Below are 26967 nucleotides of genomic sequence, written 5' to 3' on the forward strand. Positions count from 1 at the left end.
CGCCTGTCGTCGGTCCTGGTCGCCGACTGTCGCCGCTGCGCCGGCGGCTGTGCGGCGTCGCCCGACGAGCGGCCCGGTCCGTGACCAGCGGCCGCCCGCGAGTCCGCAGCCGGTAGGCGGACGGCCTCGGACATGCCTCCCCCGCACGCGCCGCCCCTGACGACGGGCCCGGGGTGGACGGCGCGGCATCGGTGGCGGACACTTTCACAGCAGTGGTGAGACACCGGAACTGTCCGATATGAGGAGCACAGATGGCAACGGGGGCCGAAGAGCCGACGCTCACGGTGGACGAGCTGGCGGCACGCGCCGGCGTCACCGTGCGCACCGTCCGGTTCTACAGCACCCGGGGTCTGCTGCCGCCCCCGGCCATCGGACCGCGCCGGGTCGGGCGCTACGGGCCGGACCATCTCTCCCGGCTCGCGCTGATCGAGGAGCTCCAGCACCAGGGCATGACCCTCGCGGCGATCGAGCGCTATCTGGAACAGCTGCCGCCCGGCCTGAGCCCCCATGAGCTGGCGATCCACCGGGCGCTGGTGATGTCCTGGGCCCCGGACAAGACCGAGGAGACCACCCGGGCCGAGCTGGAGCGGCGGGCCGGGCGGGCCCTGTCGGAGCCGGACGTGGAGCGGCTGGCGGCGATGGGCGTGCTGGTGCGGCCGCAGGAGCCGGGCGGCGACTACCGGGTGGACCTGGGGCTGCTGCGGCTCGGGGTGGAGCTGCTGGACGTGCCCGTCGCCCACGAGACCATCCTCGCCGCGCGCACCGTCCTGGTGGAGCACACACGGTCGGCCGCGCAGGAGCTGACCCGGTTGTTCCGGGACGAGGTGTGGAGCCCCTACCGGGAGCGCGAGGGCGACCCGGAGCACGTGGCGGCGATGAAGTCGCTCTCGGCCGACATGCAGCCGATCGTCCTGCAGGCGCTGCTGACGGCGTTTCAACGGTCGCTGAAGGAGGAGCTGCGGGCCGCGTTCACCGCGGAGTGACGGGGCCGCGCCGCCCGAAAGCGGCGGGCCCCGTCCCGCGTCACCCCACCCCGGCCCCCTCGTGGCGGCGCGACCGCGCGGGCGGGGCGACCGATCCCTCAGTCGTGGAAGGTCTCGCCCTTCTCCGCCTTCTCCACCAGCAGCGCAGGCGGCAGGAACCGGTCGCCGTAGCGCCCGGCGAGCTCCCGGGCGCGGGCGACGAAACCGGGCAGGCCGCCGTCGTAACCGTTGATGTACTGGAGGACGCCGCCGGTCCACGGCGGGAAGCCGATCCCCATGATCGAGCCGATGTTGGCGTCGGCGACGGAGGTGAGGACCTCGTCCTCCAGGCAGCGGACGCTGTCCAGGGCCTCCGCGAAGAGCATCCTTTCCTTCATGTCCTCGAAAGGCACGTCCGCGTCGGACTTCGTGAAGTGCTCGCGCAGTCCGGGCCACAGACCGGTGCGCTTGCCGTCCTCGTCGTAGTCGTAGAAGCCCGCGCCGCCGCTGCGTCCCGGACGGCCGAACTCGTCGACCATGCGGTCGACGACCTCGTCCGACGGGTGTCCGGTCCAGACGCCCCCGGCCTCCTCCACCGCGCGCCTGGTCTCGTTGCGGATCTTGCGCGGCAGCGTCAGGGTCAGCTCGTCCATCAGGGAGAGGACCTTGGCCGGATAGCCGGACTGGGCGGCCGCCTGTTCGATCGACGCGGGCTCGACGCCCTCGCCGACCATGGCGACGCCCTCGTTGATGAACTGGCCGATGACCCGCGAGGTGAAGAAGCCACGCGAGTCGTTGACGACGATCGGGGTCTTCTTGATCCGGCGCACCAGGTCGAAGGCCCGGGCCAGCGCCTCGTCGCCGGTGCTCTCGCCCCTGATGATCTCCACCAGCGGCATCTTGTCGACGGGTGAGAAGAAGTGCAGGCCGATGAAGTCACCGGGGCGCGAGACGCCCTCGGCGAGGGCGGTGATCGGCAGCGTGGAGGTGTTGGAACAGAGCAGTGCGTCGGGCTCGACGACGTCCAGGACCTCCTGGAACACCTTGTGCTTGAGCGCGGTGTCCTCGAAGACGGCCTCGATCACCGCGTCGCACCCGGCGAGGTCGGCCGTGTCGCCGGTCGGGGTGATGCGGGCCAGCAGCTCGTCGCGCTCGGCCTCGGTCGTGCGCCCCCGGGCCAGCGCCTTGGTGAGCAGCTTCTCGCTGTAGGCCCTGCCGCGGGCGGCCGCTTCCTTGGAGACGTCCTTCAGTACGACGTCGATGCCCGCACGGGCACAGGAATAGGCGATGCCCGCGCCCATCATCCCCGCGCCGAGGACGGCGACCTTGCGCACCGGGCGCTCGGGGATGCCCTGGGGCCGGTTGGCCCCGGAGTTGACGGCCTGGAGGTCGAAGAAGAACGCCTGGATCATGTTCTTGGAGACCTGGCCGGTGACCAGCTCGGTGAAGTACCGCGCCTCGATGGTCAGGGCGGTCTCGAAGTCGACCTGGGCCCCCTCGACCGCGGCCGCCATGATGTTGCGCGGCGCGGGCATCGGCGCGCCCGCCAGCTGCTTCTTCAGATTGGCCGGGAAGGCGGGCAGATTCGCGGCGAAGCGCGGGCTGGCCGGGGCGCCGCCGGGGATCTTGTAGCCCTTGACGTCCCAGGGCTGCTGGGATTCGGGGTGGGCGTCGATGAAGGCGCGCGCCTTGTCGAGCATCTCCTCGTGGGTGGCGGCGACCTCGTGGACGAGGCCGTTGTCCAGGGCGCGCCGCGGAGTGTACTGGGTGCCCTGGAGGAGCACCTTGAGGAGTGCGTCGGCGATGCCCATGAGGCGTACGGTCCGGGTGACGCCGCCGCCTGCGGGGAGGAGGCCGAGGGTGACCTCGGGCAGGCCGATGCGGGAGCCGGGGGCGTCCAGCGCGACCCGGTGGTGGGAGGCGAGCGCGATCTCGTAGCCGCCGCCGAGGGCCGCTCCGTTGATCGCGGCGACGACGGGCTTGCCGAGGGTCTCGATGCGGCGGAGCGCCCTCTTGATCGCGAGGCCGGCCTCGAAGGCCGCCGGGGCGTCCTGGGGGCCGATCCTGATCATGTCCTTGAGGTCGCCGCCCGCGAAGAACGTCTTCTTGGCGGAGGTGTAGATGATGCCGCGGATGGTGTCCTTCTCTGCCTCCGCGCGCTCCGCGACGGCCGCGATGGAGTCTTTGAACCCCTGGTTCATCGTGTTGGCGGACTGGTCGGGGTCGTCCAGGACGAGGGTGACGACACCGGTGCCGTCCTGTTCCCAGCGGATGGTCGTGCTCTCGCTCATGTGGATGTCTTCTCCGTAGGCAGGGGTGGCCGGGGCGGTCAGAGGCGTTCGACGACGGTGGCGACGCCCATGCCGCCGCCGACGCAGAGGGTGACGAGGCCGAACCGCTCATCGCGCCGCTCCAGCTCGTCGATGACCGTGCCGAGGATCATCGCGCCGGTCGCGCCGAGGGGGTGGCCCAGGGCGATCGCGCCGCCGTTGACGTTGACCTTGTCCAGGGGAAGGCCCATGTCCTTGGTGAAGCGCAGGACGACGCCGGCGAACGCTTCGTTGATCTCCACGAGGTCGATGTCGTCGATGGTCAGCCCGGCCTTGGCGAGCGCCTTGCGGGTGGCGGGGGCGGGGCCGGTGAGCATGATGGTGGGTTCGGAGCCGGATACCGCCGCGGAGACGATGCGGGCGCGCGGGGTCAGGCCGTAGCGCTCGCCGACCTCGCGGGAGCCGATGGCGACGAGGGCGGCGCCGTCGACGATGCCGGAGGAGTTGCCCGCGTGGTGGACGTGGTCGATCTTCTCGATCCAGTGGTACTTCTGGAGCGCCACCGCGTCGAAGCCGCCCATCTCGCCGATGCCCGCGAACGACGGCTTGAGGCCGGCGAGGGAGTCGGCCGTCGTGCCGGGCCGCAGGTGCTCGTCGCGGTCGAGGACGGTCAGGCCGCTGCGGTCCTTGACCGGGACGACGGAACGGTCGAAGCGTCCTTCCTTCCAGGCGGCGGCGGCGCGTTCCTGGGAGAGTGCGGCGTACTCGTCGACGTCGCGGCGGCTGAAGCCCTCGATGGTGGCGATGAGGTCGGCGCCGATGCCCTGCGGGGCGAAACCGGTCTGGAAGCTGGTCATCGGGTCCATCGCCCAGGCCCCGCCGTCCGATCCCATCGGCACCCGGGACATCGACTCGACGCCGCCCGCCAGGACGAGGTCCTCCCACCCCGAACGGACCTTGGCGGCGGCGAGGTTGACCGCTTCCAGCCCGGACGCGCAGAAGCGGTTCTCCTGGACCCCCGCGACGGAGTCGGGGAGCCCGGCTGCGATGGCGGCGATCCGGGCGATGTCGGAGCCCTGGTCGCCGAGCGGGCTGACCACGCCGAGGACGATGTCGTCGATGGCCGTCGGGTCGAGGTTGGGGAAGCGGTCCCGCATCTCGTGGATGAGGCCGACGACCAGGTCGATCGGCTTGGTGCCGTGCAGGGCGCCGTTGGCCTTGCCGCGGCCGCGCGGGGTGCGGATCGCGTCGTAGACGAATGCTTCGGTACTCAAGACAGCTGCCTTTCGAGGGATGACGAGAGGAGGACGGGAAGAGCGGGGTCCGGGGCCGGACGGGCCCCGCAGCCGGCCGGGCTCAGGCGAGCAGCGAGCGGCCGATGATCTCCTTCATGATCTCGGTCGTGCCGCCGTAGATGGTCTGGACACGGCCGTCGGTGAACGCCCTGGCGACCTTGTGCTCGCTCATGTAGCCGTATCCGCCGTGGAGTTGTAGACAACGGTCAGCGACACGCTGGTGCAGCTCGGTGGCCCACCACTTGGCCATGGAGGCGTGCACGGCGTCGAGGACGCCGTCGGAGTGGTCGACGATGCACCGGTCGAGGAAGGTGCGGGTGACGGCGCACTCGGTGGCCATCTCCGCGATCTCGAAGCGGATGTGCTGGAGCTTGGAGAGCGGCCGTCCGAAGGCCTCACGTTCCTTGACGTACTGGGTGGTGATCTCCAGCAGGTGTTCGGCGCCGGCGATCGCGGCGACGGCTATGCCCATGCGCTCCTGTGCCAGATGGGTCATCAGATGACCGAAGGCGCCCTCGCGTTCGCCCAGGAGGTTCTCCTTGGGGACGCGGACGTCGTGGAAGGACAACTCGGCCGTGTCCTGGGCCTTCTGGCCGATCTTGTCGAGGTTGCGACCCCGCTCGAACCCCTCCGCGCCGCGTTCGACGGCGATCAGGGAGAGGCCCTTCGCCCCGCCTTCCGGGGTGGTCTTCGCCACCACGATCACCAGGTCGGCGAGGATGCCGTTGGAGATGAAGGTCTTGGACCCGTTGAGCAGCCAGTGGTCGCCCCGGTCCTCCGCGGTGGTGCGGATGCCCTGGAGGTCGGACCCGGCGCCGGGCTCGGTCATGGCGATGGCGGTGATGATCTCGCCGCTGCAGAAGCCGGGGAGCCAGCGCCGCTTCTGCTCCTCTGTGGCGAGGCCGGTGAGATAGGGGCCGATGATGTCGTTGTGCAGGCCGATCGCGAGGCCGGGGGCCCCGGCTCGGGCGAACTCCTCCGCGAGGACGGCGCTGTAGCGGAAGTCGCCGCTGCCACCGCCTCCGTGTTCCTCGGGGACGGCGAGACCCAGAAGCCCCGCCCGCCCGGCGGCGAGCCAGGCGTCGCGGGAGACGACGCCGTCGCGCTCCCACTGTCCGTAGTGAGGAAGGACCTCCCTGGCCAGGAAGGCCCGGACGGTCGCGCGGAACGCGTCGTGCTCCTCGGTGTAGATCTGCCGCTGCACAAGGTCTCCTAGGGACGGCGGTGGTCGGGGACGGGGTCCTGGCCGGCCGGGGCCGGGGCGTACGGATCGGGGGCCGGGGCCGGGTGCGCGGCCTCGTCCCGGAGGGCCGGCACGTCCCAGTCGGCGGCGACGGCCTCGGTGTCGGCGCCGGGCCGCGCGGGCGCGCTCCGCACAGAGGCAGGGGTGTTCGAGAAACGCGGGGCCGGGGCGGGCTGGGTGAGCCCGCCGTGCTCGACGAACGTGCCGCGCGCGGCGAGATGCGGGTGGTGCGGCGCTTCCCGGAGCGAGAGGACGGGGGCGACGCAGGCGTCGCTGCCGTCGAACACCTCGGTCCACTCGGCCCGCGTACGGGTACAAAACCGGTCGGCGACGGCGGTGCGCAGTTCGCCCCAGCGGGCGATGTCGTCCCGGTCGGGGGCGGTCCGCGGGAGGCCGAGGAGCTCGATGAACTCGGCGTAGAACCGCTGTTCCAACGGGCCGACCGCCATGTACTGCCCGTCGGAGGTGGCGTAGGAGCCGTAGAACGGGCAGCCGCCGTCGAGCAGGTTCGCGCCCCGCCGGTCCTGCCAGCTGCCGGCCGCCAGCATCCCGTGGATCATCGAGGCGAGGTGGGCGGCGCCGTCGACGATCGCCGCGTCCACCACTTGGCCGGCGCCGCCGGGCGTACGGGCGTGCTGCAGGGCGGCGAGGACGCCGACCACGAGGTAGAGCGAGCCGCCCGCGTAGTCGCCGACCAGGTTGGCGGGGGCGGTGGGCGGCTCGTCCGGCCTGCCGATCATGGACAGGGTCCCGGACAGCGCGATGTACGCGATGTCGTGCCCGGCCCTTTCGGCGAGCGGCCCCTCCTGGCCCCAGCCCGTCATCCGGCCGTAGACCAGTTGCGGGTTGCGGGCGAGGCAGGCCTCCGGCCCGACGCCGAGACGTTCGGCGACGCCGGGGCGGTAGCCCTCCACCAGGATGTCGGCCCTCTCCACGAGGTCCAGGACCCGGGCCGCCCCCGTCCCGCTCTTGAGGTCGACGAGGACGGAGCGCTTGTTGCGGTTGGTGAGGTCGTACGCGGGGTCGATGCCGAGCGCCGGGTCGCCGGGCCGGTCGACGCGCACGACGTCGGCTCCCAGGTCAGCCAGCAGCATCGCGGCGAACGGCCCGGGGCCGATCCCGGCCAGCTCGACGACGCGGACACCGGTCAGCGGGCCGTGCTCGGTCCTGGCCATCTGGGAGCCCCCTTGGTGTGACACAACCGATGTAACATCAATGATGCTAAGAAGGAGCCCCGTTCCGCACAACCCCTCGGGCCGAGCAAGCGCTTAGCTCTTCCCCGCGATCCTCCCGTATCCCCGCCGGTCGGCCGATCGCGCCACGTGATCCTCCGCTACCCTCTGGCTGCCACGTCGGAATCCGGACCCTCGGGGAGAGACTCGTGAACAGGAAGCACGGCGAGAGGCGCCCCTGGGACGTCGTTCTTTTCGGCGCCACCGGTTTCGTGGGGGCGCTCACGGCCGCCTACCTGGCGGCCAACGCGCCGACCGGCCTCCGCTGGGCTCTGGCGGGCCGCAGCCGGAGCAAACTGGAGGGGCTGCGCGCGGAGCTCGCCGCCATCGCACCCGGCTGCGCCGATCTCCCGCTGTTGGAGGCCGACGCGGACGACAGCGAGGCGCTCGCCGAGCTGGCGGCGTCCGCCCGGGTGGTGGCCACGACGGTGGGGCCGTACATCCGGTTCGGCGGAAAGCTGGTCGCCGCCTGCGCCGAGGCCGGGACGGACTACGTCGACCTCACCGGCGAGCCGGAGTTCATCGACCGGGCCTACCTGGACCACGACGCGAGGGCCCGGGAGACGGGGGCGCGCCTCGTGCACGCCTGCGGCTTCGACTCCGTTCCGCACGACCTGGGGGCCTACTTCACCGTCCACCAGCTGCCCGAGGACGTGCCGCTGTCCGTGGACGGCTTCGTGCGCACCCATGCCGCCTTCTCCGGCGGCACGTTCGCCTCTGCGCTCACCGCGCTCGGCCGGGGCCCGCAGATGCTGGCCGCCGCCCGGGAGCGCCGGCTGTACGAACCGCGCCCGGTGGGCCGCCGTGTCCGCACCCCCCTGGGCGCCCCGCACTACAGCGGGGCGACCGGGGCCTGGGCACTGCCGCTGCCGACCGTGGACCCGGCGGTCGTGGGCCGGTCCGCGCGGGCCCTCCAGCGGTACGGTCCCGACTTCCGCTACCGGCACTTCGCCTCTGTCAGGACCCTGCCCGTCGCCGTCGGCGCGCCGGTGGCCGCCGGTGCGCTCGTCGCCGCCGCCCAGGTCCAAGGCGTACGGGAATGGCTGAGGCAGCGTTACGGCTCGGACCGGGGGCCGGACGAGCGGCGCCGCGAGCGCAGCTGGTTCACCGTCCGCTTCGTCGGCGAGGGCGGCGGCCGGCGGGTGTTCACCGAGGTGGCCGGCGGCGATCCGGGGTACGGCGAGACGGCGAAGATCCTCGCCGAATCGGCGATGTGCCTGGCCCTGGACGCCCTGCCGCAGTCGTCCGGGCAGGTCACCCCAGCGGTGGCGATGGGCGACGCGCTGCTGGGGCGGCTTCGGACCGCGGGGCTGCGTTTCCGGGTGGCGGCGGTGCTCCCCACGAGGAGCGGTACGGCCAAGAGCGGGGCAGCCCGGCTCTGACGCGCGCTGCGCCCCGTACGGCGGGGCGTGTGCGCGCAGCCGCCCCGCGTCGGCTCCCTCGCGCGGTGTGCGGAGGCGGCGAGCGCGGTGCGTGTGCGGCCAAGAGCCCGGCCGGGCGGGGTCGTGCGGCTGCCCGGGCCGTTCTCCACGGTCCGGGCGGGACGGTCCGGGCGGGACGGTCCGGGCGGGACGTCACGGCGCCGTGGCCTGCCGGTGTGCCTCAGCCCGCAGGCCCGCGCGGTCCCCGGCGTCGTGGCCGCGGCGTCCACCGCAGAGTGGGCGGGGCGCCGGTGGGGACGTCGGTGGCCCTGTCGTGCACGGCGCGCCCGGCCTCGTCCGGTTCGGCGCCGACGAAGACCAGGATGTCCCCGGCGACCAGCCGCACGCTCTCCCACACGGCGACCGGAAGGGCCGGACCCGCCTCCGGAGCCCCTCGCACGATGTCGAGGGTCCACCGGGTCGCGTGCCGGCGCACGGCGTGGCTTCCGGGGGCTGCGGCCAGCGCCTCCAGGACCCCCGACAGCTCTCGTAGCGTGGAGGCGAACGCCTGCCTGTGCGCCGTGTCCAGGGCCGAGGCTCCGCGGATGAGGGTGAGGCAGCTGTTTCCGAGCAGATCCAGACGTCTCGTGGACGCGATCTCCCGGTCGACGGGCTCCCGGCGGCGGCCTCGCCACAGCAGGGTGCGGCGGGCGACGGCGAGGGTGTCGCCCCGCGTCCTGCCCAGGTCGTTGAGCAGGGTGTAGACGGGAAGCAGTTCCTCCGCCGGCCGGGCCTCCCGTTCCTCGTCCGCCTCGTCCAGTGTCCGCGCTGCCAGGTCCAGCGCACGGGCCAGGCCCACCAGCGTGGCGGTCTCGGCACGTCGCAGCAGGACGAGCGGGTGCGGCGGGAACAGGAGCTGGCTGAACACGAGCGCCACCCCGGCTCCGAGCAGGGCGTCCTGGACGCGGTCGACTCCTGCCCGCTGCCCGGCCGCGACGGAGATGACCGCGCCCACGGCGGCCTGGGCCATCGTGATGCGCTCCCCGTCGATGAGCAGCGCGACGAACAGCGCGACGAGGACGGCCACGCCGACGGACAGAGCGCCGTGGCCGACGAGGCGGAAGGCCAGGTGCCCCACGACGACGCCCGCGATGACTCCGGACAGGACCCGCACGGCGTTGGTGCCCCGCCCGCCCACGGGCGTGTTGAGCGCGACGAGGGTGGCGATCGGGGCGAAGAGGGGGAGGTGGTGCTCGAAGGCGCTCCGCGCGATCCACCAGGAGAGCGCGGCGGCCGCGGCCTGCTGGAGCACCGGCCACAGGTTGTCCCTGACACGCAGCCATGTCGCGTGCATCGTCCTCCTCGTCCCCTCCCTCGCCCCTCGGCCCTCGGCCGCCGGGAGACCGGAAGCGTCCTCGTGCGCACCGGGGCGGGCCGGCCCGGACAGCCCCTAGTCGTCGAACAGGCAGCGGCTCAGCTCGTGCCACTCGCGCAGACCGGGGAGCCGGTCCGCCGCCTGCGGGCCCCAGCTTCCCGGTGCGTACCGCAGGGGTGGTTCGGCCGGGTCCAGCACCGGTTCCACGATGCGCCAGCACTCCAGGACGGTCGGGAAGAAGGCGAAGCACTCGGGGTCCCCCACGACGGCCCCGTACAGGATGTTCTCGTAGGGAAGTTCCTGGCGTCCCAGCACCCGGGCGAAGTCGACGCCGATGGGGACGGTCATCGGTCCGGTGTTCTTCTCGGGCTTGCTCACCATCAGGTCCGCCCTGATCCCGGTGTCGCCGTCGACGCGGAACCGGATCAGGTTCGGCGGCGTCTTCGTGCTCGCGCCGCCGAAGAGCTCCAGGGGCGGCTTGCGCAGCTCGACCACGACCTCGGTGGCGGTCACTGCCAGTGCCTTCCCGCTGCGGAGGTAGAAGGGCACGCCGGACCATCGCCAGTTGTCGATGAACATGCGGGTCGCGAAGTACGTCTCGGTGGTGGAGCCCGGATCGACGCCCTCGACGTCGCGGTAGCCGTCGTACTGGCCGCGTACGGTCTCGGCGGGGTCCATGGTGCGCGTCGCGTGCAGCACCCGCCACTTCTCCAGCCCCTGCGCCCGGGCGTTGGTGGCGCTCGGCGGGTCCATCGCCAGGAAGGCCAGGACCTGCAGCATGTGGTTCTGGACCACGTCGCGCAGGCAGCCCACCTGGTCGTAGAAGGAGCCCCGGTCGGCGACGTCGAAGTCCTCGGCCAGGCTGATCTGCACGTTGTCCACGTAGGAGCGGTGCCAGATGGGTGCCAGCAGGGTGTTGGCGAACCGGGAGACCATCAGGCTCTCGACGGCCCGGTTGCCCAGGAAGTGGTCGACGCGCATCAGGTGGTCGTCGTCGAAGTGAGCGGCCAGCTCGTCCTGGAGCGCGCGTGCGGAGGCGAGGTCGTCGCCGAACGGCTTCTCCACCACCAGGCGGGAGTGGCGGTTCAGGCCCGCCGCGGCCAGCGAGGCGGCGACCGTGGTGAACAGCGACGGGGGGATCGCCAGGTAGTGCGTGACGAAGTCGAACCCTGCCACGGCGTCGCGCACCCGGGAGAAGGTGGCGTCGTCGGTGAAGTCGCCGGCGACGAGGGACAGGCTCGCCGCGAACCGGTCGAAGGCCGCCTCGTCGATGTCCGTGCCCGCGGCGACGACCGCCTCCCGTGCGTGCCGGCGCAGTGCGTCGTCGTCCCAGTCGGTGGCCGCCACCCCGATGACCGGCACGGTCAGCCTGCCGGACTCGGTGAGCCGGTACAGCGCGGGCAGCAGCATCTTCCGGGCGAGGTCTCCGGTGATGCCGAAGAGGACCAGAGCGTCGGAGCGTTCGAGTTCGGGAGGGCTGAGGAGGGTGTCGCTCATGGTGGAGGTCCTTTCTCGGGGGCCGCCCCGGGACGGCCGGACGGGCGGGCGGCGCCGACGCGGGCACCGGTGGGCGACTGCTGCCGGGCCCGGTCTCAGCCTGCCTTCGTGGGGCCCCGGTCGGGCCTGCGCCCGAAGCGGGCCTGCAGAGCCGCGTCGATCTGGTCGGGGTCCCGGTCGCGGGTCTCGGGCAGATAGCGGCTGACGAAGAAGAAGGCGAGGATACAGATTCCGGCGAAGATCCAGAACGTCTCGCCCTGGCCGAGAGCGGCCGCCAGCGGCAGGAAGGCGAGGCTGACGACGAAGTTGGAGACCCAGTTGACGGCCGTGGCCACGCTCGACCCCTCGGCCCGTACGGACGGCGGGAAGATCTCGCCGAGCAGGGTCCAGAACACCGGCCCGAGGCCGCCCGCGTACGCGGCGATGTAGACGACCATGAACAGCAGTGTCAGCACCGAGCTCATGCCGACCACGAACGCGAGGCCGAGCATGAAGATCGAGACCGCCATGACGGCCAGCGAGACGAGCACCATGATGCGGCGGCCGACCTGGTCCACCAGGCGGATCGCCGCCAACGTCATGACCAGGTTGATCGCGCCGATGAACACGGAGTAGAAGATCGAGTTCGAGGCGTTCAGACCGGTCTGCTGAATGATGGTCGGCGCGTAGTAGATGATCGTGTTGATGCCGCCGAACTGCTGTACGGCGGCAAGGGTGAGTCCGACGACGAGGGCCGGGCGCACGTCCACGGCGAGCAGTTTCCTGGCCCCCTGCTCACCGGGACCGGCATCCCGCCTCCGCTTCTCGCGCTCCGCGGCGATCCGGTGCTGCGCCCGCGCGACCAGTTCGTCCGCCGTGGCCTCGTCGGTGAGCGCGGCGATGCCCTTGCGCGCCCGGTCCGCCTGGCCGTGGGAGATGAGCCACTGCGGCGACTCCGGGAGGAACCACAGCGTGGCGGCCACCATGAGGGCGGCCGGGACCGCGCCGACGGCGAACATGGCGCGCCACATCTCGCTGCCGGAGAAGGCGAGGTTGACCAGGTAGGCGATCAGGATGCCGAGCGTGATCATCAGTTGGTTCAGCGTGAGCAGTCGGCCGCGGATCTTGGTCGGCGAGATCTCGGAGAGGTAGACCGGAACGGTCGCCGACGCCGCTCCGACCGCGAGGCCGAGGATCACACGGCCCGCCATGAGCATCAGGTATCCCCCGGCCGCGCTCGCGATCGCCGTGCCGATGATGAACACCACGCCGATCAGTCCCAGCGCCTTGCGCCGGCCGAAGCCCTCGGACAGCCGGCCGGCGGAGGTGGCGCCGAACACCGCACCGATGAGCAGCACGCTGACCACGCTCCCCTGCTCGAAGGAGCTGAGGTCGAAGTCCTGCTTGACGTAGAGCAGAGCGCCGGACACGACCCCGGTGTCGAAGCCGAAGAGGAAGCCGCCCAGAGCGATCGCGGCCGCCCAGCGGGCGATCTTCCGCTGTCCCTCCGGGGAGACCTCGGTGAGCGGTCCGTGGGTGCCTGGCTCCTTGGAGAATCCCTGAACCATGTCACTTCCTCGCGTCTCGGCGGACCTTCCGGTCAAGACCACCACTTTTCGTGATGTTCAGATACGTAAGGGAAGCAATCGGGTGGTGGACGGCGTCGTCGGCTGTGGGCCGGGGGCCGGGGCTCGCCACGGGGTACGTCTCGGCCCGCACCGGGACGCCGGGCTCGGCGCCCCGCGCCCGGCCAGGCGGGGTGCGCCCCTTTCGTACGGGATCGGAGGCCAGCGGCCCTCTTGCGGGACCGCGAAAAAGATAACGGGGGGCGGCCGCCGTCGTGCTCCGATGCGCTCAGCAATGCGTCGATGTCTCTCTGTAGCGTGCCAGGAGCATTCTTCAGCGGGCTGAGTGGTTCCCTGCCCACACCATGGGGATTCGGCCAGACCACGGACTTGCCTGTTCGAGTTGTCCGGCGAGGCGGAAGAGCCGGCCTTCGAGGCCGTATCCGGCGGCGAACTGCATACCGACCGGGAGCCCCGTCCCGGCGTCGGCCGCCACGGGTACGGACATGGCCGGCGTGCCTGCCACGTTGAACGGCATGGTGAACGGCGACAGGTCATTGATGCGCTCGATCCAGCCGAGGCCGTCCAGTGCCTCCGCGCCCTCCGTATGGGCGCCCAGAGACACGGGAGGCTCCGGCAGGGTTGGCGTGAGGAGGATGTCGTACTGGTCGAAGTACCGCGCCAGGCTTCGGGCCACTCGGTTCCGCATCGCGAGAGCGGTGTGAAATCGCGCGCCGCCGACCCGCTGCCCGTAGCGGTAGCCGGCAAGGGTCGCCGGCTCAAGGGTCGAGGAGTCGATGGGACGGCCGAAGGCGGCGGCCAGCCCGTCGATGAGAGTGGTGAGGTTCACCGTCATGAGTCGGGCACCGGCCAGGACGAATTCCTCCCAGTCGACGCCGAGGTCGACTTCGACCTCCTTCACCTGGTGGCCGAGGAATCCAAGCAACTGGACGGTGCGGGAGAGGGCGTCGGTCACTGGGGCGGTGGTGCGGCGTCCACCCCAGGCCTGGGCGAGGACACCGATTCGCAACGATTCCGGGTGACGGGTGACTTCTTCCGCGTACGGCCGTGACGGCTGCTGGGCGAAGTAGGGGTCGCCCGGCTCCGGGCCGCGCATCTGGTCGAGCAGTACCGCACTGTCGCGTACGGTGCGGCTGACGCTGCCGTGCACGGCCAGGCCGTTGAAGACCTCGTCGACGTCGGGCCCCATGGACACTCGGCCACGGGTGGGTTTGATCCCGAAGAGGCCGTTGTAGGCGGCGGGTATACGGAGCGACCCGGCGGCGTCGGTGCCATGGGCGACCGGGAGCACCCCGGCGGCGACAGCGGCGGCTGCGCCTCCACTGGATCCGCCCGCGCTGCGCTCCGGGTCCCATGGGTTGCGGGTCGCGCCGTACAACGCTGATTCCGTCGAGATGCCATAGGCCATCTCCGGCGTCGCGGTTCGCCCGAACGTCACGAGGCCCGCGCGCCGGAAGCGCTGCATCAGCGAGGAGTCGGCGCCAGCGACGTTACCGGCCGCCAGGCGGCTTCCCAGCTCCATCCGTCTCCCGGCCATGGCCACCGCGACGTCTTTGATCAGAAAAGGGACGCCGGCCAGTGGTGTGCTACCGGGGACAGGTTCGTCGTCGGTCAGCCATGTCTCCACAACCGCGTTGATCCGCGGATCAACTGCCTGTACAGCCTCGCGCGCGGCTGCCTCCAGCTCGGCGGGGAGTACCTCGCCCTTGGACACCAGCTCCGCCAGCCCGACCGCGTCGAAGCTCACGTACTCAGAAAGTTCCACTACCGCTCCCCGACAAGAACAATACCGTGAAGTGCCGAACGATACCCTACGGTATCGAAGGGGCCGGGCTGGTACCGTTGGAGAGGTCGTGAACGGCGCGATCGACCGGAGTGACGGAGTGGCCATGGCATCGACCCTCAGAAGGCCAAGCAGAGTGGCGAAGCTGCCTCCTCGTGAGCGCATTCTCGACGCGGCCGAAGAGCTCTTCCAGAGGGAAGGAATCCGGCAGGTGGGGGTCCAGACGATCGCCGACAAGGCCGAGACCACCAAAATGGCGATCTACCGGCATTTCGAGACCAAAGACGCACTGGTCGCGGAGTGGCTGCGGATCGTCGCCGCGGACTATCAGGCGGCCTTCGACCGCGTGGAAACCGAACACCCCGACCGGCCCGAGGAGCAGATTCTGGGCCTGGCCCGCTTCATCGCCGAGGGGCTGCCGTCGCTCTCCTACAGGGGCTGTCCGTTTATCAACTCCCTCGCCGAGCTGCCCGACCGCCTTCATCCGGCACGGCAAGTGATCGAGGACCACAAGGCCCACCAGACCCGCAGACTGATCGGCATGTGCACCCAAGCCCAGATGTCCGACCCCGGACAGGCCGCGGCCGAGATCACCTTCGTACTCGAAGGGGCGCAGGTCAGCACGCAGAACGGAAGCATCGATCAGACGGGAGACCGTCTGATGAAGATCGTCGAGGGAATCGTGGACCGGCACCGCTCCCACCTCGGCGCACACAGGGCGGCTGACTGACCGCCCGCGCCGCCCGCCCGGCCACCGCTCAACGTAGGCACGCGAGTGCGTCCTGGCTCGCCCGCTCACCTGGAAAGCGTCCCTGACCGGAACGGGCGGCCCTGCTCAGGCCGGCAAATGCAGGCTCGCACCACGGTCGACCACATCACCGCCGTCCGACTGGCCACCGGCCTGCGCAACCGGCCCCTGCACCGCACCGCCCAGAACGGCATCTGGCTGGAGATCGTGCGGATCGTACTCGACCTGTCGGCCTGGATGCCCATGCCCGCGCTGACCGGCACGGCCCGGCTCTGGGAGCCTCGCCGTCTGTGGCTCCCTCTGTTCACCACGGCCGGGCCAGTTCGTCTCCACCAGCCGCCGACTGATCCCCCGCCTGGCCCGGCACTGGCCCCTGGACCAGCCACCTTGCCGCCGCCCTCAACCAAGTCGCGCTCCCACCGAGCCCCGGCTGACCAGCAATTCCCCCGTCCCTACGACATCAGCCCGACACCGGAGCAGCGGGACCCGGCACTTCCCCGAAATGCTTATTCGTGCTTCGGGACCATGCGGTGCAGGCCTCTGCGGTCGTAGTAGCGGGTCATCGCGAAGCCGAAGAGGAGCGCGAGGACGAACCCGAAGGCGATCATGGTCCATCCCCGGGCCAGTCCCGCGTCCGCCCGGGCGTCGAAGTAGAGGATCGCCCGGACCCCGTCGGCGACCTGGCGGATGGGCTCGAAGGAGCCGAGGAACCGGTAGAAGCCCGGTACCGCTTCCAGGGGCACGGCCGCACCGGACGAGGGGAGGGCCAGCGCGATGAAGACGAACATCGCCACCAGCTGGCCGATCCCGCCGAAGGCGGCGTTGATGGCCTGGACGCCCAGCCCGACCGTCAGGCAGGCGCAGAAGGAGAACGCCCACAGCAGCACCAGGTGGGGGGCGTCCATGCCGAGGACGCCGATGGTGGCGACCATGATCAGCGTGGTGGTCAGCACGGACAGCCCGGCGGTCATGCCCATCTTCGCCAGGAGGGTGTGGGTGCGGTCGATGGGCACGGTGGGGTGACGGCTGTGCCAGGGCCCGATCTCCCCGTCCGCGTAGCCGAGGGAGGTGTCCACGCCGTTGTGGACGATGTTGGCGCTGATGAATCCGGCGAGCACCAGCAGGAGGGTGTAGTAGAAGGCGCTCAGCCCCAGCCCGCTGTGACTGCCGATGGGGTGGCCCACCTCGACGCGCACGTCGACCGGGTCGGCGAGGAGGAGGCGGAACCCGGGGGCCAGGTCGGCCGCGGCCTGCGACCGGGTCAGCTCCCGGCCGATCGACGCGGACGCCTGGCCCGCCGCGCGCTGGGTGATCCGCTGGGCCAGGGAGGAGCCCAGGCTGCCCATGCCCGGATTGGTCAGGACGGTCAGCCGGGGGCGCTCCGCGGCCTGCCCGGTCGTCAGCCGGCTCACGTCGGCGGTGAAGCCGGGCGGGATCACCAGCGCGCCGAACATCTTGCCGGACGCCAACGCGTCCTGTGCCCGATCCCGGCTCATCCGCTGCCATCGCACCTGGTCGTCCGGGGTGGAGGAGACGACGGCGGCACTGACCTGTGTGCCGAGGTTCCGGTCCTGGCCGGGCGGCGGCGCGCCGGTGTCGGCGTTCACCAGTGCGATGGGCAGCCGGTGCAGGCTGTCGGCCGGGGTGAGGATGCCACCCATGTACAGCAGCGACAGCACCAGGGAGACCAGGGCGCTCAGCACCGCGGGGGCGATCCACAGCTTCCACCGCCGCAGCACCCGCCCGGCCGAAGTGCCCGGGCCCGTCCCGGCGTCGCGTGCGGAACTCCCGGTTGCCATGCCACTCCACTGAGGTCGCCGACGGCGGTTCCGTCGCTGCGCGGATCACGGCACCGGACGGATACAGCCCCCGCCCCGTGCCCGTGGCGCAACCGACGTGCGCAGGTCGACCCTAGATCCCGAACAGACGAAGAGGACAAAGCGACACCAGGTGCACGAGACGGCTTCCTCCGGGCGAAAACGCGGCGGGAGAGGTCAGTGCCGCGCCGGAGGCGGCGGTCTCACACTCCACGGTCACCCGTCGGACCGCGGAAGGACGGGGCGTGCCCGAGGGCTGCGCCGCAGTCCCTGGCGAGACACGCCTCAGAACACCCAGCCGACCAGCGTGTAGAGGATCGCCCCCAGCCAGACGAGCCCGACGACGCCGCCGAGCAGCAGACCGAGCACCGTACGGCGCTGGTCGGGACGGAGGGGCGCGGTACGGACGGCTGTGCGAGAGGTGTTCATACGTGTCAGCCTGCCCAGCAGGACCCGGGAGCGCCATCCGTAGACGTACTCAGCTTTTTCCGCCGCCCCCGCCCGAGACCCCTCGGCCACTCCTCACGGGGCCGGCGGTCCTCGGTCAGGCCGGGCGGGCGGCACTCTCGCGTACCCAGGCGGGATCGGGGTTGACGTGCGGCCGGCCCGCCACGACGACGGTCGGCACCGTCTCGTCACCGCCGTTGGCCGCCCTCACCGCCGCCGCTCCCTGAGGGTCGCGCCAGATGTCGACCCAGTGCACGCGGGACGCGTGACGACCCAGCCGGAAGCGCAGCCTCAGGCAGTACATGCAGCCGGGCCTCCAGAAGACGACGGGACGGCCGTCCTCCGCGCTGCGACGCCGCGCCTCCAGCGCACCGATCGGCCTCGGGAAGACCAGCGGCGAGTGCACCACCGCGAGGAGAACGAAGCCCAGCAGGAACACGGCCGCCGTACCGAGGTCTCCCCCGGCGGCCGTCGCCGTCGCGACGGCCGCGCCGCAGAGCACGAACAGCACCGGCATCGTCCACACACGCCTCATGGCGACGCAGGCTAGCGGCGCGTCGCCGTGCGCGTCGAACCGGACCGCTCGTCCCCGGTCGCACGGAGCACTCAGGCGGTGGCTTCCCGCAGGGTCTGCCGGCACAGGGCGTCCGCCCTGCGGGTGCTCTCCGGCTGGCGGTAGCGGCCGGAGAGGCGGAGCGTGTGGGCACAGGCGTTGTCGAGACCGATGCGGTAGCCCACCGAGACGAAGACCGGGTTGGTGTTCTCCTGCGTGCGCAGCGCCCGTCCCACCACCTCCTCACCGTCCAGCAGCGGGGAGGAGTCACCGCGCCGGGGCCCGGGGGCCTCATAGGTGAAGGTGAACGGGTTCTTCCCGACGCCGATCACCGGCAGCCCGGTGAGCACTCCCAGGTGGCTGGCGAGCCCGAAGCGGCGAGGGTGCGCCAGACCGTAGCCGTCGCAGACGACGAGGCCGGGGTGGACTGACAGCTCTTCCAGGGCCTCCAGCACGGTGGGGATCTCCCGGAAGGCGAGCAGCCCGGGGACGTACGGGAAGGCGACCCGGCCGACGGCGGTGGCCTCCTCGACCGTCTCCAACGTCGCCGCGTCCAGCACGACGGCCGCCGCGACGACCACGTCCTTCTCCTCGTCGTAGGCCACGTCCACGCCGGTGACCAGCCCGCTTCCGGGCTCCGGACCCGCCTCGTCCAGGATCACCCGGCCGCGCAGGCGGTCCTGGACCGCCCGGGCCTCGGCTTCGTCAGCGGGGGTCTCATGGGCGGGTGTGGGGGAGGTCGTCATGTCCGGCAGCTTATGCGGTGACGGACGGGCCCGTGCCACACGGTGGAGCCATGGCCGGGCGCCGCCACCGCATCCCCGGGGCCGACGGCTCAGCGGCCGCCGGTCGCCGGTCGTGCGTCCCGTAGCCTGACGATCATGTTCGTACTCGAATTGACCTACACCGCTCCCCTCGAACGCCTGGACGCGCTGATGGAAGAGCACATCGCCTGGCTCGACGACCAGTACGCGGCGGGCGTCTTCATCGCCTCGGGCCGCAAGAACCCGCGGGACGGCGGGGTGATCCTGGCCGTCGGGGAGGACCGGGCGGCGATCGAGAAGGTCGCGGCGGCCGACCCGTTCACCGCACACGGCGTGTGCACGTACCGGATCACCGAGTTCATCGTGACGAAGACTGCCGACGCACTGGCCCCCTACAGCCAGGGGCTGCCCGGATAGTGCGGGGCCGCACCACTGTTCCGGACCGCCGCCCGGCCGGCCCCCTCCGCTGCTCTCCTTGCCCAGCAAGGGCGTTGACGTGTGCGCGCCGCCGACGGGACAGTAGGGTGACCGGGTGACCGCCCTGCCGGAGGACCGACCGCCCCTGCTCACCGAGGACGACCGCGAATCGGCGGTGCGGCGCCTGCGGGAGGCATACGCCGAAGGACACGTTGCGCACGAGCAGTTGGACGCGTGCCTCCAGCGGGTGCTCACCGCCCGGACGCACGGCGAGCTGAAGTCGGCGCTCGCCCCGCTCCCGGCACAGGAACCGGCCCCCGTGTCCACCATCGCCGCCGCCGGCGGGCGGATCAGGCGACACGGCGCCTGGCGGGTGCCGCGCAGACTGAAGGTCGAGTCCGCCTTCGGGAACGTCGATCTCGACCTGTCCCGGGCGGTCATCGACCATGCCGTGGTCGACATCGAACTGCGGCTCGGCACCGGCAGGGCCCGCATCACGGTGCCGCGCGACGCGGTCGTGGACTTCGAGGGGCTGCGCACCGGGTGGAAGGACGTGCTCCACAGACCGCGCCGGGCCTCCCGCACCGGCGGGCCCACCGTCCGGATCACCGGCGCGCTGGAGTTCGGGCTGTTGAAGATCCGTCACGCGCGTCGCTGAGGGGCCGCCCGCCCCGTCGGGGCGCCACCGGGCCGGGCTGGCAGACGACGGTGTCGTACGAACCGGTGCCGACCCTGCGCCAGGTGCACCCGGCGTTCAGGGTGAGAAGGGCGCCGGCCGGGCCGGTCACCAGCGCCACCAGCCGTCTCGCGCTCCGTCTGGCCTTCGTGGCGCTGCACACGGCCCACGAGAGCGGGCCGGTCCAGGGTGCATCGGCGGAGACCGGGCAGGAGAGCACAAGCGGCACGGGGCGAGCGGGACCGGAGACTTCCGGTGACGCAGCTCACGCCGCGTGCCGGTGCACGGATCGTGGAGTTCCGTCGTCTACTCCACTGCCGGGAAGCGTTCACCCAGCGCGAGAGGGAGCAGGCCTTGTCCAGCGTAATCGAGCAGTCCGTGCAGGCCCGCATGGTCGCGTCCGCACCGCGGATGGAAACCCTGCCCGCCACTCTGCAGTACGACCGCGGCCACCCCTTCGCCGTCCGCATGGCGTTCCCGGCCCCGGCGACCCTGGAGGGCACAGAGGTCTCCTGGGAGTTCGCCCGCGAACTGCTGACCGTCGGGGTCGACTCCCCCGCCGGGCAGGGTGACGTACGGGTGCGGCCGTTCGGGTACGAGCGGACGGTGCTGGAGTTCCACGCGCCCGAGGGCATCGCGATGGTCCATGTCCGCACCGATGAGCTGCGTCGTTTCCTCCAGCGGGCGCAGGAGCTGGTGCCGGTGGGCGAAGAGCACCGGTATCTGGATCTGGACGGGAGCCTGACCGAACTGCTGGGCGGTTCCCGCTGACGCCGCCCCATGGGGGAGCAGCCGGGTGGGCCCGCGGGGAGGCACGGCCCTGAACGCGGTCGCCCGGCCCGCGTTCCGGCTCCACCCGTCTTTGACACCCACGTCAGCCGTGCCCCTCCTCCCTGCCTCGAGGGCCCCGGGGTCCGGGCGCCCCGCGCGGCGCCGGAGGCCGCGGGCGGACGGCAGTGCGACGACACGGCATGGGCACCTTCGGGTGGTTTACGGGCTGTTCGCCGACCAGGCCGCGAGGTGCCAGAAGAATTCCTTCCGGGGTCGCGCCCTGCGGCCCGGGGAAGGATGGTGCGCATCGATGAGTGCGACACGACGGAACGTTCTGGGCGCCGCTCTGGCCGCGCCCCTGCTGGCGCAGTTCGCGGGGACGGCGTCCGCGGCGGACCGGAAGTACGGCACGGTCGCCGACGGCTGGGTCGAGATCCGGTGGACCGAACAGGTCCAGGCCGAGTTGGACCGGCTGGGAGCGGTGGTCGAGGCCGAGGCCCCAGCCGTGCTGGTCGAGTCCGCCGGTGATCCGGCGGTGCGGTTTCCCGTGCGGTCCGGAGCCGGCGACCCCTCACTGACGCAGCTCCCGAAGGCCGAGGGCAGGGGTGCTCTCGACGGGGGCGTCTCGGTGCGCACACAGCTGGGCAACGTACGGCTAACCGAGCTGGAGGGCGCGTTGCACGGCGCACTGGCCTCGGGAAGGTGCCGGGTCAACGGCGTCACCGTCGAGCACAGCCCCGCCCTGCGGTGCGGTGCGGAAGACGGGAAGCTCACCACCGACAAGGCTCCGGTGGGGATGCCCCTCAAGGTCAGGCTCAGTGAGGTGCCGCTGTACGCCACCTCTGAGCTGCTCGACGCGTATGCCGCGACGTTCGGCGCGTCCCCGTTCAGCGACGGCACGGTGCTGGGATACGTGACCGTCGCCGGCGTGTACACCCCGCCGAAGCCGTGAGGTGAGGTCCGGGCCCGGGTTCAGAAGCCCGGGCCCGGGCTCGGGAGGTCTCCAGCCGGTTCTCTCGGCCGGGCGGGGACGGGGAGGGTGCCTCCGAAGCGGCGCTGACGGCCGGCGTAGACCGTGATCGCCTCCCGTAGCTGTTCCAGGCCGAAGCGGGGCCAGGGGGTCGGATCGAAGATCATCTCGGCATAGGCCAGATGCCACGGCAAAAAGTTGCTGATGCGCTGCTCACCGGAGGTGCGGATCAACAAGTCGACATCCGGAAGGCCGGGCGCGTACAGGTGCCGCTCCAGGTCGGCCGGACCGACGGCCTCGGGCCGGATCGCCCCGGCGACTGCCTCCGCGGCCAACGCGCGGGCGGCCTCGACCAGTTCCTCGCGCCCTCCGTAGTCGACGCAGACGGTCAGTGACAGCCTCTCGTTGCTCGACGTCATGCTCTCCGCCAGGGTCAGAGCGGAGGCCAGCGACGGATCGATCCGGTCGCGCCGCCCGCACCAGCGCATCCGCACCCCCAGGTCGTGCAGCCACTCCGCGCCCCGGCCCAGCGCATCGCCCATGGTCTCGAACAACGTGTCCCGTTCGTCCTGGGAACGGTCCCAGTTCTCGGTGGAGAAGGCGTAGAGCGTCAGGTGCCGCACCCCCAGCCGCAGCGCGGCGTTGACCAGGCGCAGAGCGGACCACTGGCCCGCCTGGTGACCCCGGACGGCCGGCTGCCCCTGTTCCCGGGCCCATCGCCGGTTGCCGTCCATGATGACCGCGACGTGACCCGGCACCGTGTCGACTCCCAGGTGCGGCCATACCGGGCGGTGAGGGTCCCCGTCGGCGGACACCAGAGGCTGAAGACCCTGCGTGAAGACCCGCGCCTGCCTCAGAGCGGCCTCGTCGAACTGCAGGTGGACGCCCAGGACCAGCAGATGCAGGAACGGCTGGTACTCGGGCCGCACCGACCCCGCCACCGGAGCCGCCTGTTCGAGCAGGACGTTCCAGCGGCCGAGTTGCACGCGCACCAGTTCCGTCAGCGCCTCGGGGCGTTCACCGCGGACGAGATCGCCCACCTCCAGCCCCCGGGCCCGCAGATCGGCGCGCGGGAGATAGCAGCGGCCGGCGGCGAGGTCCTCCGCCAGGTCCTCGAAGGTGTCCGCCATCTGGGCCGCCTCGCCCAGCAGGGAGAGCATCGCCAGCGCCTCCGGCCCCCTCACTCCCAGCAGCGGGCCCCACAGCTCGAAGGTCGCGCCCCCCGTTCCCCTCAGATACCGCCGGTGGTCCTGGAACGTCTCGAAGAAGGGCGGACTGACGCAGTCGGCCTCCAGAGTGCCCAGAAGCTCCTCGATCACCCCGCGGTCGAGCTCCCATCGCTCGACCGTGTCCACGAACGCCCGCAGTTCCGGATGCCCGCTCTTCCCCGAGCGGAGCCCCTCACGGGCGGCGGCACACCAGCGGGCGAGGCGGCGCTCGCGTTCTGCCGCGGTTCCGCCTCTGTCGGCGATGGTGTCGGTCCGCAGGACGAAGCCGGTGATGGCGTGCATGGGAGGGCGGACCTGCGCGGGCAGGAGTTCGGTCGCCCGCCACATCGGCATGTGGTGCTGTCTGGCCAACGCCTCGCATCGTGCGTAGGACTCGTGCAGAGCGGACGAGCCGGACCATGTCTCCTCGCGCGCCATACGCGACCTCCCCATAGGCCTGAGGGAGGAAGCCTCCCTGGTCCCTAACGACACGTCGACCGCCCGGTTCCGGGTGTGACGACGTGACGTGGTCGGCGAGGAAGGGGCGGGAGCGCCCCCGGCCCGCAGCTGGTGACGCCGGGGAAGCAGTGCCGGTGCGGCAGGGCGGTCGGCACGTTGCCGTCACGCGCTGCGACCCGTGGGGCCGCGACCGTCTCTAGGGTCGTGTCCTGCGCCCGGTCGTCGTCGTTGCACGGCTGGGCCAAGGTGGGCTCTCCCGTCGCCGGGGGCGCGGTCGATGAGGTCGAGGCTGGATGCGGTCAGGCGAGGCCCGGTGACAGGCCGGCGCGGAAGGAGGCGGTGGGCGTGGAGGGTGGAGCGGTGAGTGCGGGCGGGCCGGTGTTGGACGTGCGGGATGTGCACAAGAGCTATCGGCGGCGTCCTGTCCTGCGGGGGACGCTCGAGGTGCGTCCGGGCCAGTTGGTGGGCGTCGTCGGTGAGAACGGGGCCGGCAAGAGCACGCTGTCGCGCGTGCCGCGCGGTGAAGCACGCTGGGCGTGGCTGCTCAGCGACGGCGGCGAGCCCCGGAACTGGATGCTCGTGCTGGCCCCGCTCCTGGGCTGGCGGGCCGACAGCTGGGCCGGCCTGGGCTGGGGGGCGTTCGCCGCGTTGTTCACCGCGGTGGGGCCGACGTTGGTCCTTCACTTCGGTGAGAGCCGCCGGTACTGGGGCGACCGGCGCATGCGGCGCAGACAGGACCGCCTCATGGCCGCCCCCGGGGTGATGGCCTGCGTCCTCACCGCCACCGCACTGCTGTACGCGGGGGGCGCCCCCGCGGAGGTGACCGCGCTGGTGACGGCGATGGCCTCCGTCCTCCTCGCCCTGCTGGCCGTGACGTTCTTCTGGAAGGTGTCGGTGCATTCCGCTGTCGCCTCCGGGGCACTCGCCATCCTCGTGACCGCCTTCGGCCCGTGGGCGCTCGCGCCGGCCCCGGTGATCATGCTGATCGGCTGGTCCCGTGTCCGGCTGCGCTGCCACACCACCGGCCAGGTCCTCGCCGGAACGCTGATCGGCGCGGCGGTCGGCGCCCCCCTCTACACGCTGCTGGGATGAGACGGATGGACCAGTTCCCCGGGCCGAGCCCTGCTGATCTCGTCATGCTCAGGGCCGAACAGAGGGCGCGCCACCCGGACGCGAACATGACGGTCGGGGCGGTGCTGCACCTGAGCGGTCCGCCGCCCGATCTCGCGGGCCTGCGCGAGCACGTCACCGCTCGCCTCGACACGCTGCCCTGTCTGACGCACCGCGTGGCCGGCGAGGGGCCGACCGCGCGGTGGGAGGCCGCCACCCCGGAGATGACCTGGCACGTCCGGTCCGGACAGGTCGGGGGCGGACAGGAGGTTCTCCGAGAAGTAGTGGGCCGCCTGGTGCGAGAAGCGTGGCCGGAGGACGCCCCGGCCTGGCGCATCGTCCTGCTGCACGGTCACGTGCCCGACGGGTTCGCGCTGCTGTACCTCACCCACCATGCCGTCCAGAACGGCGCCAACACCGCCACGGTCCTGGAAACGCTCTTCGGGCCGCAGCCACCAGGCCAGGAGCACTCCCTGCTCGCCCGGGGCGTCCCTTCGGCCGCCCGGCCCCGTGCGCGCCAGGTCGCGCACAGCGCCGCGGTCCTGCTGCGGGGCGCAGGCCGGCACCGTCTGTGGCAGTCCGCCGCGCATCCGCTGTCCAGCCGGCGTCATCTGCTGTGGGTCCACGTGCCCTCCGGCAGCCTGCGCGCCGCGGCACGCGCCGGCGCGGCCAGCGCCAACGACGTCTACCTCACCGCTCTGGCCCACGCGGTCGCCCACTGGGCCCGGGAGTTCTGGCCCCGCGCCGCCCGCCCGACCCTGCCGGTGCTGGTACCCGTCAACCTGCGCACGCCCGACGAAGTCGCGGTGCCCGGCAACCGGGTGTACCCGGTACGGATCGACCTGCCCGGCTCTCCGATGACGGTCGGCGAGCGGCTGGCGCGGACGCGAGGTCTCACCCGTGGGCTGAAGGCCGCTGGACACAAGACCGTACTGAGGGCCGCCATCACCCGCCTCCCCCGAAGGCTGCTCCAGCGTCTCGTGGACGTGAGCACGGCCCCGGGCCGGCTCACCGTCTGCGCCTCCAACCTGGTGATGCGTCAGCGGCTGGACTACGGTGACGCGGCGGTGCAGCGCATCGACCCCATCATCTGCTGCCCTCCCGGCGTGCCCCTCGCCGTCGTGGCGATGACCTACGGCGACACGACCAGCGTGTGCTTCCGCATCGACACCGCCCTCCCCGGCGCCGACACCCTTCCCGACCGCTGGCGCCAAGCCGTTGCCGATCTTACGGCCCGGGCCACGCGTACCGCGGACCGTGACCCCCCACCGGCCGGGCAGGGCAGGTCGGTGGTGCGATCGCTGGTCATCCGGCTCGCTCGACGCTCCACAGCGGCAACCGCTCGAAGAAGCTGACGGCCTCCTCCCGCCACCGCGGACGCCACTCGGCGGCCACCGCGGACGCCTGCTTCGCGTAAGTCCGCATGTCCGCCCGCATGCGGTCCGCCACGCCGCGGCGTTCGCCGATCTCCCGGACGGCGGCGATCGTCCCGGGCGTGCAGGCGGGATCGCCCAGCGCGGTGTCCACCACGCGCCGCTCGGCGTCGTCGACGGCCGCGAGGAGGGCGCGGAGGGTGTAGGTGTGCCTGCCGTCACGCAGGTCGGTGCCGACCGGTTTGCCCATGGTGCCCGCGTCCCCGAACAGGTCCAGGTAGTCGTCGCGCATCTGCCCGCAGATCCCCACCAGCCGCGCGTACTCGCGCAGCTCCCTCTCGAAGAGCTGCGGCTGTTCGCCCGCGGCCAGCAGACCGAGCTGAAGGGGGGCGAGGATCGAGTAGCGGGCGGACTTGTAGTCGGCCACGCAGTGCAGGACCTCCTCGTCCGGCGCGGTGGCGAAGTCGCGTTCCAGGTCGATGATCTGCCCCACGAACGTGTCGGCCGCCGCCCGTGTCTGCACCTCGACCATGGACTGCCGCATCCCGGCGGGCATCTTCGCGTCCAGCAGGACCCGCAGCGACAGGGCCAGGGCGAGGTCGCCCGCGAGCACCGTCAGCCCCAGGGCCGCCTGCGGGCGGTCGGGAAACCGCCGGCGGTAGGCGTAGTAGGTGGACGGGCCCCCGCGGCGGACGGGGCTGTCGTCGATGAGGTCGTCGTGCACCAGGCCGTGGGTCTGCAGCAGTTCGATGCTCAACGCGGCGGCGTCCAGGCCCTCGACGGGCCCGTCCGTCACCAGGCGCGTCGCTTCCCGCAGCAGCGCGACCCGCATCCGCTTCCCGCCCCGCAAGGACAGCTCACGCAGCAGGTCGAGGCACTCCGGGGCGAACCGGCTGAACGACGGCGCATCGAACTGGGTGCTCAACGTGGCGAAGTACTCCTCGAACAGTGTGGTGAACCAACGCTCGTATCCGCTGACGCGCTCGAGGAACCGCTGCTGGCTCATGACACATGCTCCTGCTCGTGAATCGGGTGACATCAGGTAGGGGTGTGACGATAACGGCCGGTACC

General features: G+C 71.8%; 23 protein-coding genes and 1 pseudogene. 10 read left to right on the forward strand and 14 right to left on the reverse strand.

The window, feature by feature from the left end; genetic code table 11:
- Positions 1-251 precede the first annotated feature (251 nt).
- Entirely contained in the window at positions 252-983 is a 732-nt protein-coding gene (locus V9U70_RS04740) for a MerR family transcriptional regulator (protein WP_336673168.1), read from the forward strand.
- A gap of 98 nt (positions 984-1081) precedes the next feature.
- On the opposite strand, the gene V9U70_RS04745 is transcribed toward V9U70_RS04740, so the two are convergent.
- From V9U70_RS04745 to V9U70_RS04760, 4 genes are all read right to left on the reverse strand, one after another.
- On the reverse strand, positions 1082-3253 hold the full coding sequence (locus tag V9U70_RS04745; protein ID WP_336673169.1) for a 3-hydroxyacyl-CoA dehydrogenase NAD-binding domain-containing protein: 2172 nt from the start codon (positions 3251-3253) through the stop codon (positions 1082-1084).
- A 38-nt stretch (positions 3254-3291) separates the two neighbouring features.
- A complete protein-coding gene (locus tag V9U70_RS04750) occupies positions 3292-4506 on the reverse strand; it encodes an acetyl-CoA C-acetyltransferase (protein ID WP_336673170.1) in 1215 nt (404 codons plus the stop codon).
- Positions 4507-4588: 82 nt separating this feature from the next.
- On the reverse strand, positions 4589-5731 hold the full coding sequence (locus tag V9U70_RS04755) for an acyl-CoA dehydrogenase family protein (RefSeq protein WP_336673171.1): 1143 nt from the start codon (positions 5729-5731) through the stop codon (positions 4589-4591).
- 8 nt (positions 5732-5739) lie between these two features.
- A complete protein-coding gene (locus tag V9U70_RS04760) occupies positions 5740-6945 on the reverse strand; it encodes a CaiB/BaiF CoA transferase family protein (protein WP_336673172.1) in 1206 nt (401 codons plus the stop codon).
- A 206-nt stretch (positions 6946-7151) separates the two neighbouring features.
- On the opposite strand from V9U70_RS04760, the gene V9U70_RS04765 reads away from it, so the two are divergent.
- Positions 7152-8384, forward strand: coding sequence for a saccharopine dehydrogenase family protein (locus V9U70_RS04765; protein WP_336673173.1), 1233 nt, complete (start codon positions 7152-7154; stop codon positions 8382-8384).
- 220 nt (positions 8385-8604) lie between these two features.
- Here the strand turns inward: V9U70_RS04765 and V9U70_RS04770 are convergent, their stop codons facing one another.
- The 4 genes from V9U70_RS04770 to V9U70_RS04785 all read right to left on the reverse strand — a co-directional run bounded on the left by V9U70_RS04770 (position 8605) and on the right by V9U70_RS04785 (position 14565).
- The gene (locus tag V9U70_RS04770; RefSeq protein ID WP_336673174.1) at positions 8605-9717 is read right to left on the reverse strand and encodes an FUSC family protein; all 1113 of its coding nucleotides are present in this window, start codon (positions 9715-9717) and stop codon (positions 8605-8607) included.
- Positions 9718-9813: 96 nt separating this feature from the next.
- Positions 9814-11235 carry a glucose-6-phosphate dehydrogenase gene (gene zwf / locus V9U70_RS04775; protein WP_336673175.1) on the reverse strand — a complete coding sequence of 474 codons (1422 nt, stop codon included), beginning with the start codon at positions 11233-11235 and terminating at the stop codon, positions 9814-9816.
- Between the two features lie 95 nt (positions 11236-11330).
- Positions 11331-12782 (reverse strand): sugar porter family MFS transporter, encoded by a 1452-nt coding sequence (locus V9U70_RS04780; RefSeq protein WP_336673176.1) that lies wholly within the window; start codon positions 12780-12782, stop codon positions 11331-11333.
- 331 nt (positions 12783-13113) lie between these two features.
- Entirely contained in the window at positions 13114-14565 is a 1452-nt protein-coding gene (locus V9U70_RS04785; protein ID WP_336673177.1) for an amidase, read from the reverse strand.
- 124 nt (positions 14566-14689) lie between these two features.
- On the opposite strand from V9U70_RS04785, the gene V9U70_RS04790 reads away from it, so the two are divergent.
- A complete protein-coding gene (locus tag V9U70_RS04790) occupies positions 14690-15313 on the forward strand; it encodes a TetR/AcrR family transcriptional regulator (RefSeq protein WP_336673364.1) in 624 nt (207 codons plus the stop codon).
- A 138-nt stretch (positions 15314-15451) separates the two neighbouring features.
- Positions 15452-15765 (forward strand): annotated as a pseudogene (locus V9U70_RS04795) (transposase); the annotation flags it as partial.
- 72 nt (positions 15766-15837) lie between these two features.
- On the opposite strand, the gene V9U70_RS04800 reads toward V9U70_RS04795, so the two are convergent.
- The 4 genes from V9U70_RS04800 to V9U70_RS04815 all read right to left on the reverse strand — a co-directional run bounded on the left by V9U70_RS04800 (position 15838) and on the right by V9U70_RS04815 (position 18894).
- A complete protein-coding gene (locus V9U70_RS04800) occupies positions 15838-17130 on the reverse strand; it encodes a YhgE/Pip domain-containing protein (protein ID WP_336673178.1) in 1293 nt (430 codons plus the stop codon).
- Positions 17131-17433: 303 nt separating this feature from the next.
- A complete protein-coding gene (gene mmpA / locus V9U70_RS04805) occupies positions 17434-17577 on the reverse strand; it encodes a morphogenic membrane protein MmpA (protein WP_336673179.1) in 144 nt (47 codons plus the stop codon).
- Positions 17578-17692: 115 nt separating this feature from the next.
- Entirely contained in the window at positions 17693-18130 is a 438-nt protein-coding gene (locus V9U70_RS04810) for a glutaredoxin domain-containing protein (protein ID WP_336673180.1), read from the reverse strand.
- 71 nt (positions 18131-18201) lie between these two features.
- Positions 18202-18894, reverse strand: a complete 693-nt coding sequence (locus tag V9U70_RS04815; RefSeq protein WP_336673181.1) for an endonuclease V — start codon at positions 18892-18894, stop codon at positions 18202-18204.
- Between the two features lie 135 nt (positions 18895-19029).
- Here V9U70_RS04815 and V9U70_RS04820 point away from each other — a divergent pair, with 135 nt between their 5' ends.
- From V9U70_RS04820 to V9U70_RS04840, 4 genes are all read left to right on the forward strand, one after another.
- Entirely contained in the window at positions 19030-19329 is a 300-nt protein-coding gene (locus V9U70_RS04820) for a YciI family protein (RefSeq protein WP_336673182.1), read from the forward strand.
- Positions 19330-19444: 115 nt separating this feature from the next.
- The gene (locus tag V9U70_RS04825; protein ID WP_336673183.1) at positions 19445-19987 is read left to right on the forward strand and encodes a DUF1707 SHOCT-like domain-containing protein; all 543 of its coding nucleotides are present in this window, start codon (positions 19445-19447) and stop codon (positions 19985-19987) included.
- Positions 19988-20359: 372 nt separating this feature from the next.
- Positions 20360-20776: a spore wall synthesis regulator SsgD gene (gene ssgD / locus V9U70_RS04835; protein ID WP_336673184.1), complete on the forward strand. Its 417-nt coding sequence runs from the start codon at positions 20360-20362 to the stop codon at positions 20774-20776.
- Between the two features lie 310 nt (positions 20777-21086).
- Entirely contained in the window at positions 21087-21728 is a 642-nt protein-coding gene (locus V9U70_RS04840) for a hypothetical protein (RefSeq protein WP_336673185.1), read from the forward strand.
- A gap of 20 nt (positions 21729-21748) precedes the next feature.
- Here the strand turns inward: V9U70_RS04840 and uppS are convergent, their stop codons facing one another.
- A complete protein-coding gene (uppS, locus tag V9U70_RS04845; RefSeq protein WP_336673186.1) occupies positions 21749-23392 on the reverse strand; it encodes a polyprenyl diphosphate synthase in 1644 nt (547 codons plus the stop codon).
- 366 nt (positions 23393-23758) lie between these two features.
- Between uppS and V9U70_RS04850 the strand changes: the two genes are divergently transcribed.
- Both V9U70_RS04850 and V9U70_RS04855 read left to right on the forward strand, forming a co-directional pair.
- Positions 23759-24505 carry an ATP-binding cassette domain-containing protein gene (locus tag V9U70_RS04850; protein WP_336673187.1) on the forward strand — a complete coding sequence of 249 codons (747 nt, stop codon included), beginning with the start codon at positions 23759-23761 and terminating at the stop codon, positions 24503-24505.
- Complete coding sequence (locus tag V9U70_RS04855) at positions 24502-25878, forward strand: wax ester/triacylglycerol synthase domain-containing protein (protein WP_336673188.1); 1377 nt, start codon at positions 24502-24504, stop codon at positions 25876-25878. Before V9U70_RS04850 ends, V9U70_RS04855 begins: the two co-directional genes overlap by 4 nt.
- Here V9U70_RS04855 and V9U70_RS04860 read toward each other — a convergent pair.
- The gene (locus V9U70_RS04860) at positions 25829-26902 is read right to left on the reverse strand and encodes a polyprenyl synthetase family protein (RefSeq protein ID WP_336673189.1); all 1074 of its coding nucleotides are present in this window, start codon (positions 26900-26902) and stop codon (positions 25829-25831) included. The two genes, V9U70_RS04855 and V9U70_RS04860, sit on opposite strands and share 50 nt — an antisense overlap.
- Positions 26903-26967: the final 65 nt, after the last annotated feature.

The sequence above is a fragment of the Streptomyces pratensis genome (assembly GCF_037137275.1).
Classification (GTDB): Bacteria; Actinomycetota; Actinomycetes; order Streptomycetales; family Streptomycetaceae; genus Streptomyces; species Streptomyces pratensis_B.

Excerpts from the sequence above, each read along its gene's own strand:
- V9U70_RS04740 (WP_336673168.1), top strand. The coding sequence starts at position 252 with ATGGCAACGGGGGCCGAAGAGCCGACGCTCACGGTGGACGAGCTGGCG.
- V9U70_RS04745 (WP_336673169.1), bottom strand. The coding sequence starts at position 3,253 with ATGAGCGAGAGCACGACCATCCGCTGGGAACAGGACGGCACCGGTGTC.
- V9U70_RS04760 (WP_336673172.1), bottom strand. The coding sequence starts at position 6,945 with ATGGCCAGGACCGAGCACGGCCCGCTGACCGGTGTCCGCGTCGTCGAG.
- V9U70_RS04770 (WP_336673174.1), bottom strand. The coding sequence starts at position 9,717 with ATGCACGCGACATGGCTGCGTGTCAGGGACAACCTGTGGCCGGTGCTC.
- zwf (WP_336673175.1), bottom strand. The coding sequence starts at position 11,235 with ATGAGCGACACCCTCCTCAGCCCTCCCGAACTCGAACGCTCCGACGCT.
- V9U70_RS04780 (WP_336673176.1), bottom strand. The coding sequence starts at position 12,782 with ATGGTTCAGGGATTCTCCAAGGAGCCAGGCACCCACGGACCGCTCACC.
- V9U70_RS04790 (WP_336673364.1), top strand. The coding sequence starts at position 14,690 with ATGGCATCGACCCTCAGAAGGCCAAGCAGAGTGGCGAAGCTGCCTCCT.
- V9U70_RS04800 (WP_336673178.1), bottom strand. The coding sequence starts at position 17,130 with ATGGCAACCGGGAGTTCCGCACGCGACGCCGGGACGGGCCCGGGCACT.
- mmpA (WP_336673179.1), bottom strand. The coding sequence starts at position 17,577 with ATGAACACCTCTCGCACAGCCGTCCGTACCGCGCCCCTCCGTCCCGAC.
- V9U70_RS04810 (WP_336673180.1), bottom strand. The coding sequence starts at position 18,130 with ATGAGGCGTGTGTGGACGATGCCGGTGCTGTTCGTGCTCTGCGGCGCG.
- V9U70_RS04815 (WP_336673181.1), bottom strand. The coding sequence starts at position 18,894 with ATGACGACCTCCCCCACACCCGCCCATGAGACCCCCGCTGACGAAGCC.
- V9U70_RS04820 (WP_336673182.1), top strand. The coding sequence starts at position 19,030 with ATGTTCGTACTCGAATTGACCTACACCGCTCCCCTCGAACGCCTGGAC.
- V9U70_RS04840 (WP_336673185.1), top strand. The coding sequence starts at position 21,087 with ATGAGTGCGACACGACGGAACGTTCTGGGCGCCGCTCTGGCCGCGCCC.
- uppS (WP_336673186.1), bottom strand. The coding sequence starts at position 23,392 with ATGGCGCGCGAGGAGACATGGTCCGGCTCGTCCGCTCTGCACGAGTCC.
- V9U70_RS04855 (WP_336673188.1), top strand. The coding sequence starts at position 24,502 with ATGAGACGGATGGACCAGTTCCCCGGGCCGAGCCCTGCTGATCTCGTC.
- V9U70_RS04860 (WP_336673189.1), bottom strand. The coding sequence starts at position 26,902 with ATGAGCCAGCAGCGGTTCCTCGAGCGCGTCAGCGGATACGAGCGTTGG.